Genomic DNA, 18,689 nt, shown 5'->3' with positions numbered 1-18,689 from the left:
AGGGCGATCATGGCAGAACTGACCACGTTGGCCCGACCTTACGCTAAGGCGGCCTTCGAGCACGCTCAGGCCCACCAGCAACTGGCCAATTGGTCAGCCATGCTCGGCCTGGCAGCAGCGGTGTCACAAGACGACACCATGCAGCGCGTGCTCAAGGCCCCGCGACTGACGAGCGCAGAAAAGGCCGCCACGTTCATTGACGTGTGCGGCGACAAGTTCGATGCCAAGGCACAGAATTTCATTCACGTCGTTGCCGAAAACGACCGTCTCCCGCTTCTGCCGGAGATCGCCGCTCTTTTCGACCTGTACAAGGCCGAGCAAGAGAAGTCGGTAGACGTGGAAGTGACCAGTGCTTTTGCATTGAACCAAGAACAGCAAGACAAACTCGCCAAGGTTCTCAGTGCACGACTCAACCGGGAAGTGCGTCTGGACGTTACGGAAGACCCTGCCTTGATTGGTGGTGTCGTTATCCGCGCCGGTGACCTGGTTATCGATGGCTCGATTCGCGGCAAAATCGCGAAACTTGCCGAAGCATTGAAATCTTGAGTTTGAAGGGGCAGCAGAGCAATGCAGCAACTCAATCCTTCCGAAATAAGTGAAATTATCAAGGGCCGCATCGACAAGCTCGATGTGACCTCCCAAGCCCGTAACGAAGGCACTGTCGTCAGCGTATCTGACGGCATCGTGCGGATTCACGGTCTGGCCGACGTCATGTACGGCGAAATGATCGAGTTTCCGGGCGGCGTCTACGGTATGGCCCTCAACCTGGAGCAAGACTCTGTAGGTGCCGTGGTATTGGGCGCGTACACGTCTCTGGCTGAAGGCATGAGCGCCAAGTGCACCGGCCGCATCCTCGAAGTTCCGGTTGGTAAGGAACTGCTGGGTCGCGTAGTCGACGCACTGGGTAACCCAGTTGACGGCAAAGGTCCGCTGAACAACACCGAGACCGATGCGGTCGAGAAAGTTGCTCCAGGCGTGATCTGGCGTAAGTCGGTAGACCAGCCTGTACAGACTGGCTACAAGGCTGTCGATGCCATGATCCCTGTCGGCCGTGGCCAGCGTGAGCTGATCATTGGTGACCGTCAGATCGGTAAGACCGCTCTGGCAATCGACGCGATCATCAACCAGAAGAACAGCGGCATTTTCTGCGTCTACGTGGCAATCGGTCAGAAGCAATCGACCATCGCCAACGTGGTTCGCAAGCTGGAAGAAAACGGCGCCCTGGCCAACACGATCATCGTGGCTGCCAGTGCTTCGGAATCTCCTGCGCTGCAGTTCCTGGCACCGTACTCCGGTTGCACCATGGGCGAATACTTCCGCGACCGCGGTGAAGACGCGCTGATCGTTTATGACGATCTGTCCAAGCAGGCAGTGGCTTACCGCCAGATCTCCCTGCTGCTGCGCCGTCCACCAGGCCGTGAAGCTTACCCAGGCGACGTGTTCTATCTCCACTCCCGTCTGCTGGAGCGCGCATCCCGCGTTTCGGAAGAGTACGTAGAGAAGTTCACCAACGGCGCAGTGACCGGCAAAACCGGTTCCCTGACCGCACTGCCGATCATCGAAACCCAGGCTGGCGACGTTTCCGCGTTCGTTCCGACCAACGTGATTTCCATCACCGACGGTCAGATCTTCCTGGAATCGGCCATGTTCAACTCCGGGATCCGTCCTGCTGTGAACGCCGGTGTTTCGGTATCCCGTGTGGGTGGTGCCGCTCAGACCAAGATCATCAAGAAGCTCTCCGGTGGTATCCGTACCGCTCTGGCTCAGTACCGTGAACTGGCGGCATTCGCCCAATTCGCGTCTGACCTGGACGAAGCGACCCGTAAGCAACTTGAGCATGGTCAGCGCGTTACCGAGCTGATGAAGCAGAAGCAATACGCTCCGATGTCGATTGCTGACATGGCGTTGTCGCTGTATGCCGCTGAACGTGGGTTCCTGACTGACGTCGAAATCGCCAAGGTCGGCAGCTTTGAACAAGCGCTGATTGCTTACTTCAACCGCGATCACGCCGATTTGATGGCGAAGATCAACGTGAAGGGTGACTTCAATGACGAAATCGACGCTGGCATGAAAGCCGGTATCGAGAAGTTCAAGGCCACCCAAACCTGGTAAGCCGCAGCGGGAGTCGCAAGGCTCCCGCTTGCTAACCTGATAGGTGTTACATGGCAGGCGCAAAAGAGATTCGCAGTAAGATTGCGAGCATCAAAAGCACGCAAAAGATTACCAGCGCCATGGAAAAAGTGGCGGTCAGCAAAATGCGCAAGGCACAAATGCGCATGGCTGCTAGCCGTCCCTACGCGGAGCGCATCCGCCAGGTAATTGGTCATCTGGCCAACGCCAACCCGGAATATCGCCACCCGTTCATGATCGAGCGCGCCATCAAGCGCGTCGGTTACGTTGTGGTGAGCAGTGACCGTGGTCTGTGCGGTGGCTTGAACACCAACCTGTTCAAGGCCCTGGTCAAGGACATGGCTGTAAACCGTGAACAAGGCGTCGAGATCGATCTGTGCGTGATTGGTAGCAAGGGTGCGGCTTTTTTCCGCAACTTCGGCGGTAACGTCGTTGCAGCTATCAGCCACCTGGGTGAAGAGCCGTCGATCAATGATCTGATCGGCAGCGTCAAGGTGATGCTGGATGCTTACCTGGAAGGCCGTATTGACCGCCTGTCCGTGGTATCCAACAAGTTCATCAACACCATGACGCAACAGCCTACCGTGGAGCAGTTGATTCCACTGGTGGCGACCCCGGAACAGGAACTCAAGCACCACTGGGACTACCTCTACGAACCGGATGCCAAAGAGCTGCTTGACGGCTTGATGGTCCGCTACGTGGAGTCGCAGGTTTACCAGGCGGTGGTCGAGAACAACGCAGCTGAACAAGCGGCGCGGATGATCGCGATGAAGAACGCTACCGACAACGCCGGTGATCTGATCAGTGATTTGCAGCTGATCTACAACAAGGCGCGTCAGGCTGCGATCACCCAAGAGATCTCGGAAATCGTCGGCGGCGCTGCCGCGGTTTAACGGTTCAAATATTCAGAGGATCCAGCTATGAGTAGCGGACGTATCGTTCAAATCATCGGCGCCGTTATCGACGTGGAATTTCCACGCGACAGCGTACCGAGCATCTACAACGCGCTGAAAGTACAAGGCGCGGAAACCACTCTGGAAGTTCAGCAGCAGCTGGGCGACGGCGTGGTTCGTACCATTGCGATGGGTTCCACCGAAGGCTTGAAGCGCGGTCTGGACGTGATCGACTCTGGCGCTGCCATCTCCGTACCGGTCGGTAAAGCGACCCTGGGCCGGATCATGGACGTACTGGGCAACCCGATCGACGAAGCTGGCCCGATCGCCACCGAAGAGCGCTGGGGCATTCACCGTCCTGCGCCATCCTTCGCTGAACAGGCAGGCGGCAACGACCTGCTGGAAACCGGCATCAAGGTTATCGACCTGGTTTGCCCGTTCGCCAAGGGCGGTAAAGTCGGTCTGTTCGGTGGTGCCGGTGTGGGCAAGACCGTAAACATGATGGAACTGATCCGTAACATCGCCATCGAGCACAGCGGTTATTCCGTGTTCGCCGGTGTGGGTGAGCGTACTCGTGAGGGTAACGACTTCTACCACGAGATGAAGGATTCCAACGTTCTGGACAAAGTGGCACTGGTTTACGGTCAGATGAACGAGCCGCCGGGAAACCGTCTGCGCGTAGCTCTGACCGGCCTGACCATGGCCGAGAAGTTCCGTGACGAAGGTAACGACGTACTGTTGTTCGTCGACAACATCTACCGTTACACCCTGGCCGGTACTGAAGTATCCGCACTGCTGGGCCGTATGCCTTCGGCAGTAGGTTACCAGCCGACCCTGGCTGAAGAGATGGGCGTTCTGCAAGAACGTATCACTTCGACCAAGGAAGGTTCGATCACCTCGATCCAGGCGGTATACGTACCGGCGGACGACTTGACCGACCCGTCGCCAGCGACCACCTTCGCCCACTTGGACGCCACCGTCGTTCTGTCCCGTGACATCGCTTCCCTGGGTATCTACCCAGCGGTAGATCCACTGGATTCGACTTCGCGTCAGCTGGACCCGAACGTGATCGGCCAAGAGCACTACGACACCGCTCGCGGCGTTCAGTATGTGCTGCAGCGCTACAAAGAGCTGAAGGACATCATTGCGATCCTGGGTATGGACGAGCTGTCGGAAACCGACAAGCAGTTGGTATCCCGCGCTCGTAAGATCCAGCGCTTCTTGTCGCAGCCGTTCTTCGTGGCTGAAGTCTTCACCGGTGCCTCGGGTAAATACGTTTCCCTGAAAGACACCATTGCTGGCTTCAAAGGCATCCTCAACGGTGACTACGACCACCTGCCAGAACAAGCGTTCTACATGGTCGGCGGCATCGAAGAAGCGATCGAGAAAGCCAAGAAACTGTAATCCCGGCGCCCGGCAACGGGCGCTAATTTAGGTTGAGGCAATCAGATGGCTATGACAGTCCATTGCGATATCGTCAGTGCGGAAGGGGAAATCTTCTCCGGTCTGGTCGAGTTTGTGGTTGCGCACGGTGAGCTGGGTGATCTTGGTATCGCCCTGGGTCACGCACCGCTGATCACCAGCTTGAAGCCAGGTCCGATTACTCTGACCAAGCAGGGCGGGGAAAGGGAGGTGTTCTACATCTCCGGCGGTTTCCTCGAGGTTCAGCCGAACATGGTCAAGGTCCTTGCCGACACCGTGCAACGTGCCGCCGACCTGGACGAGGCCTCTGCTCAGGAAGCCGTCAAGGCTGCCGAGAAGGCTTTGCACGAGCGGGGCGCGGAGTTCGACTACGGTTCTGCTGCCGCACGTCTGGCCGAGGCCGCAGCTCAGCTGCGCACCGTCCAGCAGATCCGCAAGAAGTTCGGCGGCTAAGCCGTCTGCTTTCTGTGCGATTGATTAAAAAGGGTAGCCTCGGCTACCCTTTTTTCTTTTCCCGATACTTATCATCTGGTCGCAGCCGCTGACCACCCAGGATTGGTAGCCAGTCATGTCTCTCGAAATCGTTATCCTCGCGGCGGGTCAAGGCACTCGCATGCGTTCGGCGCTGCCCAAGGTATTGCACCCGGTGGCCGGCAACTCCATGCTCGGTCATGTTATCCACAGCGCCCGGCAACTTGATCCACAGCGCATTCACGTGGTGATCGGCCACGGGGCGGATGCTGTGCGTGAGCGCCTGGCGGCGGATGACCTTAATTTTGTCCTGCAGGATAAACAACTGGGGACCGGCCACGCGGTGGCCCAGGCGGTGCCATTTATTACCGCTGATACGGTACTGATTCTCTACGGCGACGTTCCGCTGATTGAAGTCGATACCTTGCAGCGTCTGCTCAAGCACGCTGCTCCCCAGCAATTGGGCCTGTTGACCGTCGAGCTGGACGACCCCACTGGTTACGGCCGCATTGTGCGCAACGCCGACGGCCAGGTAACAGCGATTGTCGAGCAAAAGGACGCCAACGAAACCCAGCGCGCGATCACCGAAGGCAACACCGGGATCCTTGCCGTGCCGGCTGAGCGACTGGGCGACTGGATGAGTCGTTTGTCGAACAACAATGCCCAGGGCGAGTACTACCTGACCGATGTGATTGCCATGGCTGTCAACGATGGGCTGGTGGTCGCCACCGAGCAGCCGCTGGATGCCATGGAAGTGCAGGGCGCCAACGATCGCCGGCAACTGGCTGAACTGGAGCGTCACTATCAATTGCGCGCCGCCCGCCGCCTGATGGCGCAGGGCGTGACCCTGCGCGACCCGGCCCGTTTCGACGTGCGCGGTGAAGTCAGCGTCGGCCGCGATGTGGTCATCGACATCAACGTTATCCTCGAAGGCAAGGTCATCATTGAGGACGACGTGGTCATTGGCCCGAACTGTGTGATCAAGGACAGCACCCTGCGCAAAGGAGTGGTGATCAAGGCCAACAGTCACCTCGAGGGCGCCGTGATGGGCGAAGGCAGCGACGCTGGCCCATTTGCTCGCCTGCGTCCGGGTACCGTGCTGGAAGCCCGCGCCCATGTGGGTAACTTCGTCGAGCTCAAGAATGCCCACATGGGCGAAGGCGCCAAGGCCGGTCACCTGACCTATCTGGGTGACGCTGAAATCGGTGCACGCACCAACATTGGCGCCGGCACCATCACCTGCAATTACGACGGTGCCAATAAGTATCAGACGACTATTGGTGAGGACGTGTTCATCGGCTCCAATAATTCGCTGGTTGCACCGGTGACCATCGGTGATGGATCAAATACCGCAGCAGGTTCAACCATCAATCAGGATGTGGATAAGTCCCAACTGGCTGTGGCCCGTGCGCGGCAGCGCAACATCGATGGCTGGAAGCGCCCGGTAAAGATCAAGAAAAGCTAAGTTATCCACACATCCTCTGTGGCAGCGGGCTTGCTCGCGAAAGTGGTGTATCAGGTAAAGCAGTACCCGCCTGACACGCCGCTTTCGCGAGCAAGCCCGCTCCCACATTGTGTTTATGATTTCTGAATTTTTCTTCCCTCGCCTTGACGATTTCGCTGCAATAGGTTTTGATTACTTACGTTATCTTTCGAATCGAAACTTATCCTTATGTCCAAGCGCAACACACCACAGCGCCGCCACAACATCCTTGCCTTGCTTCAAGAGCAGGGCGAAGTCAGTGTTGATGAGTTGGCCAAGCGCTTCGAAACCTCGGAAGTTACGATTCGCAAGGATCTCGCCGCGTTGGAAACCAATGGTTTGCTGCTACGTCGTTACGGTGGCGCGGTGCCCATGCCGCAGGAACTGGTCGCCGATAACGGGCAAGCCGTCTCCAAATACAAACAAGCCATTGCCCGGGCCGCCGTGAAGCGGGTCCGCGAACATGCGCGGATCATCATCGACAGCGGCAGCACCACCGCGGCGATGATTCCTCAGCTCGGTCTGCAGCCGGGGTTGGTGGTGATGACCAACTCCCTGCATGTCGCCAGTGCCCTGAGCGAGCTGGAGCATGAACCGGTGCTGTTGATGACCGGTGGCACCTGGGATCCTCATTCCGAGTCGTTCCAGGGCCAGGTCGCGGAGCAGGTCCTGCGTTCCTACGATTTCGACCAGTTGTTTATCGGTGCCGACGGCATCGATCTGGTCCGAGGCACCACCACCTTTAACGAACTGCTGGGCCTGAGCCGTGTGATGGCTGAGGTTGCCCGCGAAGTGATCGTGATGGTGGAGGCCGACAAGATCGGCCGAAAAATCCCTAACCTGGAACTGCCGTGGAGCAGCGTCCATACCCTCATTACCGATGATCGCCTGCCCGTGGAGGCCCGCGATCAGATTCAGGCTCGTGGGATCCATGTGATCTGCGCGTCTGTCAGCCAGGAGAAATAGCATGTGTGGAATTGTCGGCGCCGTTGCTGAACGCAACATCACTGCAATCTTGCTCGAAGGCCTCAAGCGCCTCGAATACCGCGGTTATGACAGCGCCGGTGTGGCGGTGTTTACCAACGACAAGAAGCTTGAGCGCATGCGACGCCCAGGCAAAGTCAGTGAGCTGGAACAAGCGCTGGACGCCGAGCCGCTGGTGGGGCGCCTGGGCATTGCCCACACCCGCTGGGCCACTCATGGCGCGCCGTGCGAGCGTAACGCCCACCCGCATTTCTCCGACAACCTGGCGGTCGTGCACAACGGCATTATTGAGAATCACGAAGCGCTACGTGAGCAACTCAAGGCACTCGGCTATGTGTTCACCTCCGATACTGACACCGAAGTCATTGCCCACCTGCTTAATCACAAGCTCAAGGAGTTGATGGACCTGACTGCGGCGCTCAAGGCCACCGTCAAGGAGCTGCACGGTGCCTATGGCTTGGCGGTGATCAGTGCCGAACAGCCGGATCGACTGGTTGCTGCCCGCAGCGGCAGCCCATTGGTGATCGGTCTGGGCCTGGGGGAAAATTTCCTGGCTTCCGATCAGTTGGCGCTGCGTCAGGTCACTGACCGCTTCATGTACCTGGAAGAAGGCGATATCGCCGAAATTCGCCGCGACAGCGTGCAGATCTGGAACATCGACGGAAAAGACGTGGAGCGCGAGACCGTTCAATACCGTGACGGCGCCGAAGCCGCCGACAAGGGGGAGTTCCGCCACTTCATGCTCAAGGAAATCCACGAACAACCGGCTGTGGTGCAACGCACCCTGGAAGGCCGCATGAGCCAGAGCCAGGTGCTGGTCCAGGCGTTCGGGCCACAGGCCGCCGAGCTGTTCGCCAAGGTTCGCAACGTGCAGATCGTTGCCTGTGGCACCAGCTACCACGCCGGGATGGTGGCTCGTTACTGGCTGGAAGAGTTGGCCGGTATTCCGTGCCAGGTCGAAGTCGCCAGCGAATTCCGCTACCGCAAAGTGGTGGTGCAACCCGACACCCTGTTCGTGACCATTTCCCAGTCCGGTGAAACCGCAGACACCTTGGCTGCCCTGCGTAACGCCAAGGAGTTAGGGTTCCTCGCCAGCCTGGCGATCTGCAACGTCGGCATCAGCTCGTTGGTCCGCGAATCCGACCTGACCCTGCTGACCCAGGCCGGCCGTGAAATCGGTGTGGCTTCGACCAAGGCGTTCACCACGCAGTTGGTGGGCCTGCTGTTGCTGACCCTGTCCCTCGGACAGGTGCGCGGGACCCTGGGAGAGGGTGTCGAGGCAACATTAGTGGAAGAGCTGCGCCGCCTGCCGACCCGCCTGGGCGAAGCCTTGGCGATGGACAGCACGGTGGAAAAAATCGCCGAGCTGTTCGCCGAGAAGAACCACACCCTGTTCCTAGGTCGTGGCGCGCAGTTCCCGGTGGCGATGGAAGGCGCCTTGAAGCTCAAGGAGATCTCCTACATCCATGCCGAAGCCTACCCGGCCGGCGAGCTCAAGCACGGCCCCCTCGCCCTGGTGGACAACGATATGCCCGTGGTTACCGTGGCGCCGAACAACGAGCTGCTGGAAAAGCTCAAGTCCAACCTGCAGGAAGTACGCGCCCGTGGCGGCCAGCTGATTGTCTTTGCGGACGAGAAGGCCGGCATGACCAATGGTGAAGGTACTCACGTGGTGCACATGCCGCACATCCACGACATCCTGTCGCCGATTCTCTACACGATCCCGCTGCAGTTGTTGTCGTACTACGTCGCCGTACTCAAGGGTACTGATGTCGACCAGCCACGAAACCTGGCCAAGTCCGTGACAGTGGAGTAAGCCTTGGCAGCCGGGGTTGCGGAGGTGGATTCGTCTCCTCTGCACCCTGGCGTCACCGACTGCTGCCCTTCGCATCTCGACTCCTGAGGGGCATCGCTGAGCCGCCGCTCGTCCGATCTTCCCCCGCGCATTTCTCCTCATGAGCGTAAACATGAGGCCACGTCTTCCTCCTCGCACCGATTCAACAAATATCCGCGTTGACAAAAATTATTTTAGGTGACGATAATCGGCCAAGTCGTACGACAACGTATGACATAAAATAATAAAATCGACGCAGGCTCTGCTATGCCATTCGCTCCGACGGCTCATCAGCATCGCTCTCTGCCCGTTCTGCATAACAGTGCAGGGGCGCATCTCTTCCCGTTTTCGCATTCCCGCCAGGCGGCTCACGGCTTTTCAGCCAGTAAAATCTGTTCGCCTGGGCAAACCCCTTTGCATCGTTCGCCTCGAGCCGCGCTCCCGTCTGGCATTGCCACTGCGCGCAGGGTGATCACGCACCCGATTCATCCTCGTCACACCCAACGCCCTAGCAACACCTTCTACGGCAGCATCTCTGGAGAAAAATAATGAAAAAAACACTATGCGCCTCTCTCATCGCGTCCTTCTTGACCCTTACGGCCGGAACGGCCGTTGCCGCTGATGCGAGCGACTGGCCGACACGTCCGGTGCAGGTGGTGGTTATTGCCAACGCCGGCGGCGATACCGACTTCAACGCACGGATGATGGCCAAGTACTTCACCAAGCTGACCGGCAAGTCCATGGTCGTTACCAACATGGCCGGCGGGGGCGGCACCATCGCTGCCGACGCGGTCAAGAGCGCGGCGCCAGATGGCAACACCATTCTGTTCACCCACACCGGTCAGATGATCGTTAACGAAGTGGCAGGGTTGTCGGAAGATCGCTTCGATGCGTTCGATGTCTCCTGCATCGCTGGCGTCGATAAAGGCGCTGTGTTTGTCTCTGCCAAAAGCTCGGGCATCGACACCCTCGATCAGTTGATTTCACAGGCCAAGGCCAAGCCAGGCACCATCACCTACGGCACCGAGATGGGTAACTTCTCGCACCTGCAAGGCTTGATGTTCGAGAAGCTCGCCGGCGTCAAACTGAAGATGGTCGACAGCGGCACCGTTTCGGAAAAAGTGGTGGCCTTGCTGGGCAAGCGCATTGACCTGGGTGCTATCAGCTATGGTTCGGTTCAGGACTACATTGCCAGCGGCAAGATGACTGCTCTGGGACAGCCAAACGCAGAGCGCAACGCGCTGCTGGGCGACGTCAAGACGTTTAAGGAGCAGGGTGTGGATCTGGTCCTGGACAAGCCTTACATCGTGGCTTTCCCGAAAGGCACAGACCCGGCCATCGTCAAGAAAATGGCTGACACCATGAAGAAAATCACCGAAGAACCTGAATACGCTGAAGAACTCAAGAAATCGTTCAAGCAGCCTGTCAGCTTCCAGGGCACCGAAGAAGCCATTGCTACGCTGACCAAAACCCGTGACGACTTCATGCAGTTCAAGGACGAAATGCGTAAAGCCAAGTAAATCCTGGGAAACAGGAGGGGGCGCTTACCGTATTGGCCAGCGCCCCTTTGCTCGGCCCTTCAAGTGAAAGAGGATCCTGTATGGATACCTACAAAAGAAATGAATTGTTCGCCGGTCTGGCGATGCTCGGTGCCGGTGTGGCGTACATGTTGTTGACCGCCAATCTGCCGCGTCGCAGTTTCGTCGACGCCGCCTTTGTGCCCTGGATTCTTTCCGGCGCGCTGTGCCTGTTGGGCGTGTTGCAATTGCTGGCCTGGAAAAAGCTGCCCCAGCAACGTGCCGAATCCAGCGAGCCCGCCGAAGCAACGGAGTCGATCGATTACCCGACCGTTATCAAATCCATCGCGCTGGTGACGCTCTATACCGCACTGCTGGAAATCGTCGGTTTCGCGATCATGACCACGCTTTACCTCTACGCTCAGTTCATCGTGTTGACCCCCGCGGACCAGAAGGTCAAGCACCTGCGTTATGCCGTGATTGCGGTCGTTTCGGCGGCATTGATTTTTGTGATCTTCCGTGAGGGCTTCGATTTGATGCTGCCCGTCGGTCTATTGGATTTCTAGGGGACGGTGATGATTGAGCTCCTGCAACAAGGCTTTGGTGCCGTATTCTCGCCCTACGTATTTGTCCTGATCACCCTCGGCGTTGCAGTGGGGATCGTCTTCGGTGCGGTGCCCGGTCTTTCGGCCACCATGGCCATCGCCCTGTGCTTGCCGCTGACCTATTCGATGGGCCCGGCCACTGGCCTGTCACTGCTGGTTGCGCTCTTTGTCGGCGCTACCTCGGGAGGGCTGATTTCAGCGATATTGCTCAACATACCGGGTACGCCGGCCTCCATCGCCACCACGTTCGATGGTTCGCCGATGATGAAAAAGGGCCAGGGCGTCAAAGCGCTGGGCATTGGCGTGGTGTTCTCGTTCCTGGGCACGATTTTCAGCATTGCGGCGTTGATGTTTATCGCCCCGATCCTGGCTGACGTGGCCTTGAGTTTCGGTCCCCACGAATATTTCTCCATCGCTGTTTTCTCGCTAACCCTGATTGCCACACTGTCCACCGGATCGCTGGTCAAAGGGTTGTTTGCCGGTGCCCTGGGCTTTGCCTTTTCGACTGTCGGGATCGCCCCGGTCGAGGCCATCCGGCGCTTTACCTTTGACCTGCCGAGTCTTAACGGTGGCTTCGCCATGCTGACCGTCATGATTGGGATGTTTGCGGTCGCCGAAGTGCTGAAATTCGCCGAAAGCGCCCGCTCGAGCCACCGTGCCAAGCCACAGAACATCAGCATGAAGGGCGTCAAGGGCTTTGGTTTTTCAATCAAGGAGTTCATCAGCCAATTGCCGAACGCGACCCGCTCGTCGTTCATTGGCCTGGGCATCGGGATCCTGCCGGGCATCGGCGCTGGTACCTCGAACATTGTTTCTTACATTGCGGCAAAAAAGCGTTCCAAACACCCAGAAGAATTCGGTAAAGGCTCCATCGAGGGCGTGGTTGCCAGTGAAACCGCGAACAACGCCGGTATTGGCGGTGCGATGATCCCGCTGCTGACCCTGGGGATTCCCGGTGACACCACCACGGCGGTGATGCTTGGCGGCTTCATGATTCACGGGATCCAGCCGGGCCCATTGTTGTTCATCAGTCAGGGGCCGCTGGTCTACACCATTTTTGCCGCGCTGATCCTGGCCTCGTTGCTGATGTTGGTGCTGGAGTTCTACGGGCTGCGCATCTTCATCAAGCTGTTGGCGGTGCCCAAGCACATTCTGTTGCCGATCATCCTGGTGCTCTGCGTAGTCGGTGCGTTCGGCCTCAACAGCCGGATCTTCGACGTCTGGGCGGTGTTGCTGTTCGGTTTGCTGGGCTATGGCTTCGTCAAAGGTGGCTTGCCGATTGCGCCGTTCATCATTGGCTTCATCCTCGGACCTATGGCTGAAACCAACCTGCGTCGCGGTCTGATGCTCTCGGATGGTAACTTCAGCGGTTTCCTCACCACGCCGATCTCGGCGGTCTTCCTGGCCCTCGCAGCGGCGTCTGTCTCCTGGCACTTGGTGACGGTGATCCGTCACAAGAAAAGTGCCGCCATTGAGCTGATGCGCAGCTAGTTCAGCTCAATCGGTCGCTTCCACTGCTGCAACGCACGATGTGCGCTGCAGCAGCCGAATTCAAACGTCCGGAGTCAGTCATGCAAAACCCCAATCCGCTCCCTTCGGCCGATCTCGACCCTATGGCCTGGAACACCTTGATCCAAAGCGTCGAGCAAGTGGTCGGCGCGGCGGGGCTGGTGCGTGATCCTGAACTTATGCACAGCTACCTGACTGACTGGCGTAACGCTTATCAAGGCCGGGCCGCACTGGTTGTGCGCCCGGCCACCACTGAAGAAGTGGCGGCGGTGGTGCGGCTTTGCCATGACGCCCACGTTGCCTTGGTGCCGCAGGGCGGCAATACCGGATTGTGTGGCGGCTCGATCCCGGATTCGTCTGGCTGCCAGGTGGTGTTGTCCTTGACCCGGATGAAGCGCATCCGCGAAATCGACCTGGCCAATGAAACCATTACGGTCGAGGCCGGGGTGATTCTGCAGCAGTTGCAAGAAGCCGCCAGCCAAGCCGGTCGCTTGTTCCCCCTGTCTTTGGGGGCCGAAGGCAGTTGCACGGTGGGCGGCAATCTGGCCACCAATGCCGGCGGCACGGCCGTGCTGCGTTACGGCAACATGCGCGAGCTGACCCTGGGGCTGGAGGTGGTATTGCCCGATGGACGTGTCTGGCACGGCTTGCGAGGCCTGCGCAAAGACAACACCGGTTATGACCTCAAGCACCTGTTCATTGGCTCAGAGGGCACGCTTGGAATTATCACGGCGGCGGTGCTCAAGTTGTTTCCCGCGACTCACAGCACGGCAACCGCCTGGGTCGCGCTGCCTTCTGCGCAGGCCGCCGTCGACCTGATCGGGCATGTTCGCAGCCTGTGCGCCGACCGTCTGACGGGTTTTGAGATGATGTCGCGCCAGAGCCTGGAGTTCGTTCTGGACCATGTGGCCGGTTGCAGTGACCCCTTGCAGGGGCCGCACCCGTGGTACGCCTTGATCGAATTGCGCGACACGGTGCCTGACGCGCCTTTGGAGTCGTTGCTTGAAAGTGGCCTGGGCCATGCTTTTGAGGCCGGGTGGGTGATCGATGCCGTGATCGCCAGCAACCAGACTCAGGCTGCGGCATTGTGGGCTCTGCGCGAAGGTATTTCCGAGGCGCAGAATCATGAAGGCCCGAGCCTCAAGCATGACATCAGCGTGCCCGTCAGCCAGATTCCGGTGTTCATCGAGCGTACCGATAGCGCCTTGCAACAGGCGTTTCCCGGCGTACGCATTGTTTCTTACGGTCACATGGGTGATGGCAACCTGCACTACAACATCAGCAAGCCTCTGGGGCATGCCGATGCCCCGTTCAAGGCCCAGGAACAAGCGATCATGCAGGTCATCTACCAGATGACGAGCGCTTTCAACGGCAGCATCAGTGCCGAACATGGTCTGGGGCAAGCCAAGCCGGACGCGGCGGCGCATTTCAAGGATCCGCTGGAGATCGAGTTGATGCGTGCCATCAAGCGCACGCTGGATCCGACCGGGTTGATGAACCCCGGCAAGGTGTTTGCCACCGGGCTGGAGTGATCGATCCTGCCTCTGCTAGCCTGCCTCAATCATGGCAGGCCGTCGGCCTTTACGGCCGCTCTGCCGCTTTCAGACACTGGATATGGAATGGCTGAATGACACAGGCAAACACCAAAGATCGCGTGCGCATCAAGAAAGTCGAAGTGCTCTCGGACAACTGGTACGTGCTGCGCAAAACCACCTACGACTACCTCGGCCGCGATGGCCAATGGCGCGAACTGGCCCGCGAGACCTACGATCGGGGCAACGGTGCGACCATCCTGCTGTACAGCAAGGCCAAGCAAACCGTGGTGCTGACTCGGCAGTTCCGCTTCCCGGCCTTCGTCAATGGCCACGATGGTCTGTTGATCGAAACCTGTGCCGGCCTGCTGGATAACGACGACCCGCACACCTGCATCCGTAAGGAGACCCAGGAGGAAACCGGCTATATCGTTCAGGATGTACGCAAGGTGTTCGAGGCATTCATGAGCCCAGGGTCGGTGACAGAACGCGTGCATTTTTTCGTCGGCGAATACTTCGACGAAGATAAACAGCATGAGGGCGGTGGGCTGGAAGCCGAGGGCGAGGAAATCGAAGTGCTGGAGATGTCCCTCGACAAGGCGCTGGGCATGATCGAAACCGGGGATATCTGCGACGGCAAAACCATCATGCTGTTGCAGTACGCCAAGTTGCATCGGTTGCTGGATTAGTCTGCTGCTTGCTAAGGCCGAGAGCTTGAGCCTGCGTTTCAAAAAAGCCATTCAGTCAACAAAGGCGGTGCGCGAGTTGTTGCGCGCGCCGCTCTGCTGATCGCCTTCGATCCTTAAGTAATTGGTCAATCATTGATCAATTCAGCCCGGGGCGATGTAAGGCTCAGTGCTGCTCATGGGCTGCGCGGTGTTCATTCAACTGGACTGGGCGTCACTGTCTTCCTGGACGAGGTTCAGGTAATCCGAGGGCTCCGTTTGCTCCGGCAGTTCGGTCACGACACTGAAGTCACTGATTTCGATGGCGCCCACCCCGTGCCCCAGCAGATGGAAAGAGAAAGCCTTGCGGGGTTGCGGGTTATCGAAACGGATGTTCATCACCAGCGGCTGTTCGGGCGTCACCGCCACTTCCGTCGGCAGGTCGATCGCTACATCCTGCTCGAACTCTTTGGCCTTGAGGGAAATATAGGCCGCATTGTCCGGACCCAGGGCGCGGATGGTCAGGCTGACGCGGGTCTGTGAGCCCTTGGGCATCTCCAGGTACTGGGCGCCGATCAGGTTATCGGTCCAGTCGTTGGTGATTTGGGCCGGAAGCGGGATTTGATCGGCGCTGCCGAACTGATAATGCTGGTTGAGGGGGGTGCGTAGCAGACTGCGGTCCAGAGCCGAGCCTCGCGCGCTGATCAGCCTGGCGCGCTGACCTCTGTATTGCCCGCCATAAGCGACGCGCTCAGTGATGAAGCCTTCGCTGGAGTAAAAGCGGCAACGTTGCAGAAAATCGCATTCGGTGAACGTGCCTTTACCGTCGTGATAGCGCAGCTTGCCGTTGGTGAACGACATCATTTCCCGACCCGTTGCATAGTCCCTGAACATCGAGCGACCGGACAACGATTTGGGCACCTTGAAACCGAAGTAATCGAGGACTGAGGCAGTCAGGTCGACATGACCGTAAACCCCTGACTTGATCCGGGGCAATGGCTCTGGCGCCAATGTCAGGTTGAAACCCCAGGATGACGCCAGGCGCACATCGTCGATGCCGTGGGATTCGTCCGAGGTGATGATCACCAGGGTGTCTTTCAGCACGCCTTGGCGCTCCAGTCCCGACATGAAGCTGTCCAGTGCGTCATCCAGGTAACCGACGGCCGCCTGCTTGGTAGTGTCGTAGCGTTGCAGGTAGTCATCCGGCGCTGAGTAGGGCTGGTGCGTGCCCACCGTCAGCAGCGTCAGCATCCAGGGCTTCTTTGCCTGTTGCAGTTGTCCGACGTAATCCAGCGCGCCCTCGAAGAATGTCTTGTCGTCCTTGCCCCAAGGGAATTCCAGATAGGCAGGTTTGGTGAACCAGTCCATGCCCAGGGTGGTGTCGAAGCCGATGTGCGGCATGATCCGGTCCTTGGCCATGAAACGCAGGCCCGCACCTTGCAGGAAATGCGTGGAGAACCCGTTGCGGCGCAACTGGGCCGGCAGGCAGGCCTGATTGCGCCGGGCCAGGTTCAACATCTCGACGCCTTTGGGCGTGCCGTCGTCGAATTTTTCGTAATCGCCACACAGCATCGAGTACAGGCCGCGAATGGTCTGGTGGTTGTGCAGGACGTAATCAGGGGTATTCATGCCGCGCTCGGCCCAGGCACTGAGGTGCGGCATCAGGTCTTCCTGATAGCTGCTTTTCAGGGCCTGGCGGTTGACGCCCACATAGGCGCCGGGGATGCCTTCCAAGGTGATGATCAGGACGTTGCGTGCCCGGCCCGGTGCAGGCAGGATTTTCTGGCCTTCAAGATCAAGCCGGGTAAGACCTTCCATGGGCGGGGCTTGAACCACTGCATCATCTTCAAGCCATAGCTGGGTACGATCCTGCCCGGCGGCAACGGCCGCCGTGACGAGTTGGTGGGGAAGATTGAACAGGTTCCATTGGTCTGCCTCACTGGGTCGCCAGGATTGCACCACACTGTGGCTCAGTAAGAGCACGATCGGCAGCGCCCAGGCGTGGCGCGGCAAGCGAGGTGCCATATACAACCGGCGGGGCCATTGGACAATCAGCCAGACCGCCACCGCTGCCAACTGAATCGCTGCGAGCCAGGGATGGGCGAAGCCGCCGCTGGTGGAGTTTTCGACGAATTGCGGGTCGGTCAGGTAATGCAGGTCCGATGGGGTGGGCATGCGCCCGACAGCACTGACCAGTTCGATGCTGGCCAGCGTCAGCATGCTCCAGACCAGCAAAATGGGTAATGCCACCCACCAGGGACGACGGTAAAGCAGCACGATCAGCAACCCGCCCATGCCCAGGTCAGACAGATAGCCCAGCGGATCGGACCATCCTAGCGAGAGGCGCAGGCTCATGGGGATGATTAATGCGCATCCGGCCAGGGCGATGAGCGGGGCGAGGGGGTGGGTGAAGCCGCGGTAAAAAACATTCACAAAAAGGGGCCTTCCGATGGACGCCAGTGAGGCACGCAACTTATGGACACAGGCTTGCGAGTAAGCCCGTGTCCACAAGACTTACGTCATGGTTCGAGTCATTAAGTTGTCATGAAAGTATGCTCGATGGTACCAAGCATAGTCGCAATTGACCGGGTCGATGTGCCGATGCCCGATCGCGTTGCGCTGTGGTTCGCTGGCACGGCCCCCTACAATGGCGGTACGGCGCGGATTTGAGGTGTGCAGCCAACTTGTATCAAGGTTTTGCGCTGGAGGATGAATGGACAGGTTTCAGGAAATGCAGGTTTTTGTCGCTGTTGCCCAGGACTCCGGTTTCTCGGCGGCTGCGCGACGCCTGGGCCTGTCGGCGGCCAGCGTCACACGCGCCGTGGCGGCGTTGGAGCAGCGCATCGGTACGCCTTTGTTGGTGCGCACCACTCGCAACGTCTACCTGAGCGAAGCGGGCCAGCGCTTTCTCGAGGACTGCCGCCGAATTCTGGCTGACTTGCAGGAAGCCGAGGATTCAGCGGTTGGCAGTCACGCCCAGCCCCGCGGGCAATTGACGATTACCGCTCCGGTGCTGTTTGGTCAGTTGTTTGTCACGCCGGTGCTGGTCGATTACCTGCAGCAATTCCCCGAGGTGGGCATCAATGCCTTATTGCTGGACCGTATCGTCAGCATGGTCGAGGAGGGCATAGACATTGCCATACGCATTGGCGAGTTGCCCGACAGTAGCCAGCACGCCGTGCGTGTGGGTGAAGTGCGACGGGTGGTTTGCGGTTCCCCTGAGCTCTTCGCTCGCCATGGCCGACCCGCACACCCGCAGGATCTGGAGCACATGCCGGTGGTCGCCTCATCGGCCACCGGTCAGATCAGAAACTGGACGTTCATCGACGCAGGGCAACCGCTCTCTGTGCGGCCCGCGCCGAGACTGGTAGTCACGGCCAACCAGGCTGCAATCACGGCGGCCTGTCAGGGGTTGGGGTTGACTCGGGTCTTGTCTTATCAGGTGATGAGCAACGTTGCCAACGGTGAACTGGAGATCGTTCTGGCTGACTTCGAACTGCCGCCCCTGCCGATCCATGTGGTGTACCAAGGTGGACGCAAAGCGCCAGCGCGAGTCCGCAGTTTTGTTGACTTTACCGTCCGTGCGTTGCGCGAGCATCCGGCGTTGAAAGGCTGAGACATTGTTTCGCCGTTTGAAACAATGG

General features: G+C 58.8%; 15 protein-coding genes. 14 read left to right on the top strand and 1 reads right to left on the bottom strand.

All coding sequences use genetic code 11. The annotated features are described in order from the left end of the window. Positions 1 to 9 precede the first annotated feature (9 nt). The 13 genes from BMY45_RS17125 (at position 10) to nudK (ending at position 15,069) form a co-directional block, all read left to right on the top strand. Entirely contained in the window at positions 10 to 546 is a 537-nt protein-coding gene (locus BMY45_RS17125) for a F0F1 ATP synthase subunit delta (protein ID WP_047230096.1), read from the top strand. Between the two features lie 21 nt (positions 547 to 567). Then, on the top strand, positions 568 to 2,112 hold the full coding sequence (gene atpA, locus BMY45_RS17120; protein ID WP_025216279.1) for a F0F1 ATP synthase subunit alpha: 1,545 nt from the start codon (positions 568 to 570) through the stop codon (positions 2,110 to 2,112). 50 nt (positions 2,113 to 2,162) lie between these two features. Further along, a complete protein-coding gene (gene atpG / locus BMY45_RS17115; protein WP_092399613.1) occupies positions 2,163 to 3,023 on the top strand; it encodes a F0F1 ATP synthase subunit gamma in 861 nt (286 codons plus the stop codon). Between the two features lie 27 nt (positions 3,024 to 3,050). Then, positions 3,051 to 4,427 carry a F0F1 ATP synthase subunit beta gene (gene atpD / locus BMY45_RS17110; protein ID WP_092399611.1) on the top strand — a complete coding sequence of 459 codons (1,377 nt, stop codon included), beginning with the start codon at positions 3,051 to 3,053 and terminating at the stop codon, positions 4,425 to 4,427. A gap of 45 nt (positions 4,428 to 4,472) precedes the next feature. Beyond that, positions 4,473 to 4,898, top strand: coding sequence for a F0F1 ATP synthase subunit epsilon (locus tag BMY45_RS17105; RefSeq protein WP_060739915.1), 426 nt, complete (start codon positions 4,473 to 4,475; stop codon positions 4,896 to 4,898). Between the two features lie 115 nt (positions 4,899 to 5,013). Next, the gene (gene glmU / locus BMY45_RS17100; protein WP_092399609.1) at positions 5,014 to 6,381 is read left to right on the top strand and encodes a bifunctional UDP-N-acetylglucosamine diphosphorylase/glucosamine-1-phosphate N-acetyltransferase GlmU; all 1,368 of its coding nucleotides are present in this window, start codon (positions 5,014 to 5,016) and stop codon (positions 6,379 to 6,381) included. A 207-nt stretch (positions 6,382 to 6,588) separates the two neighbouring features. Further along, positions 6,589 to 7,365, top strand: a complete 777-nt coding sequence (locus tag BMY45_RS17095; RefSeq protein WP_092399607.1) for a DeoR/GlpR family DNA-binding transcription regulator — start codon at positions 6,589 to 6,591, stop codon at positions 7,363 to 7,365. A 1-nt stretch (position 7,366) separates the two neighbouring features. After that, positions 7,367 to 9,199, top strand: a complete 1,833-nt coding sequence (gene glmS / locus BMY45_RS17090) for a glutamine--fructose-6-phosphate transaminase (isomerizing) (protein ID WP_092399605.1) — start codon at positions 7,367 to 7,369, stop codon at positions 9,197 to 9,199. Between the two features lie 566 nt (positions 9,200 to 9,765). Next, positions 9,766 to 10,737 (top strand): tripartite tricarboxylate transporter substrate binding protein, encoded by a 972-nt coding sequence (locus BMY45_RS17085; RefSeq protein WP_092399603.1) that lies wholly within the window; start codon positions 9,766 to 9,768, stop codon positions 10,735 to 10,737. Between the two features lie 80 nt (positions 10,738 to 10,817). Continuing rightward, on the top strand, positions 10,818 to 11,300 hold the full coding sequence (locus tag BMY45_RS17080; protein ID WP_092399601.1) for a tripartite tricarboxylate transporter TctB family protein: 483 nt from the start codon (positions 10,818 to 10,820) through the stop codon (positions 11,298 to 11,300). A gap of 9 nt (positions 11,301 to 11,309) precedes the next feature. Next, complete coding sequence (locus tag BMY45_RS17075; RefSeq protein ID WP_092399599.1) at positions 11,310 to 12,830, top strand: tripartite tricarboxylate transporter permease; 1,521 nt, start codon at positions 11,310 to 11,312, stop codon at positions 12,828 to 12,830. A gap of 122 nt (positions 12,831 to 12,952) precedes the next feature. Next, complete coding sequence (locus tag BMY45_RS17070; protein ID WP_092399835.1) at positions 12,953 to 14,380, top strand: FAD-binding oxidoreductase; 1,428 nt, start codon at positions 12,953 to 12,955, stop codon at positions 14,378 to 14,380. A 95-nt stretch (positions 14,381 to 14,475) separates the two neighbouring features. Continuing rightward, positions 14,476 to 15,069 (top strand): GDP-mannose pyrophosphatase NudK, encoded by a 594-nt coding sequence (gene nudK, locus BMY45_RS17065; protein WP_092399597.1) that lies wholly within the window; start codon positions 14,476 to 14,478, stop codon positions 15,067 to 15,069. Between the two features lie 195 nt (positions 15,070 to 15,264). On the opposite strand, the gene BMY45_RS17060 is transcribed toward nudK, so the two are convergent. Continuing rightward, complete coding sequence (locus BMY45_RS17060) at positions 15,265 to 17,478, bottom strand: LTA synthase family protein (RefSeq protein WP_177193359.1); 2,214 nt, start codon at positions 17,476 to 17,478, stop codon at positions 15,265 to 15,267. 280 nt (positions 17,479 to 17,758) lie between these two features. Here BMY45_RS17060 and BMY45_RS17055 point away from each other — a divergent pair, with 280 nt between their 5' ends. Then, positions 17,759 to 18,661, top strand: a complete 903-nt coding sequence (locus tag BMY45_RS17055) for a LysR family transcriptional regulator (RefSeq protein WP_092399593.1) — start codon at positions 17,759 to 17,761, stop codon at positions 18,659 to 18,661. Positions 18,662 to 18,689 lie beyond the last annotated feature (28 nt).

It is taken from the genome of Pseudomonas sp. NFACC39-1, assembly GCF_900110355.1.
Classification (GTDB): Bacteria; Pseudomonadota; Gammaproteobacteria; order Pseudomonadales; family Pseudomonadaceae; genus Aquipseudomonas; species Aquipseudomonas tehranensis.
This window is presented reverse-complemented; position numbering and strand designations above follow the sequence as displayed.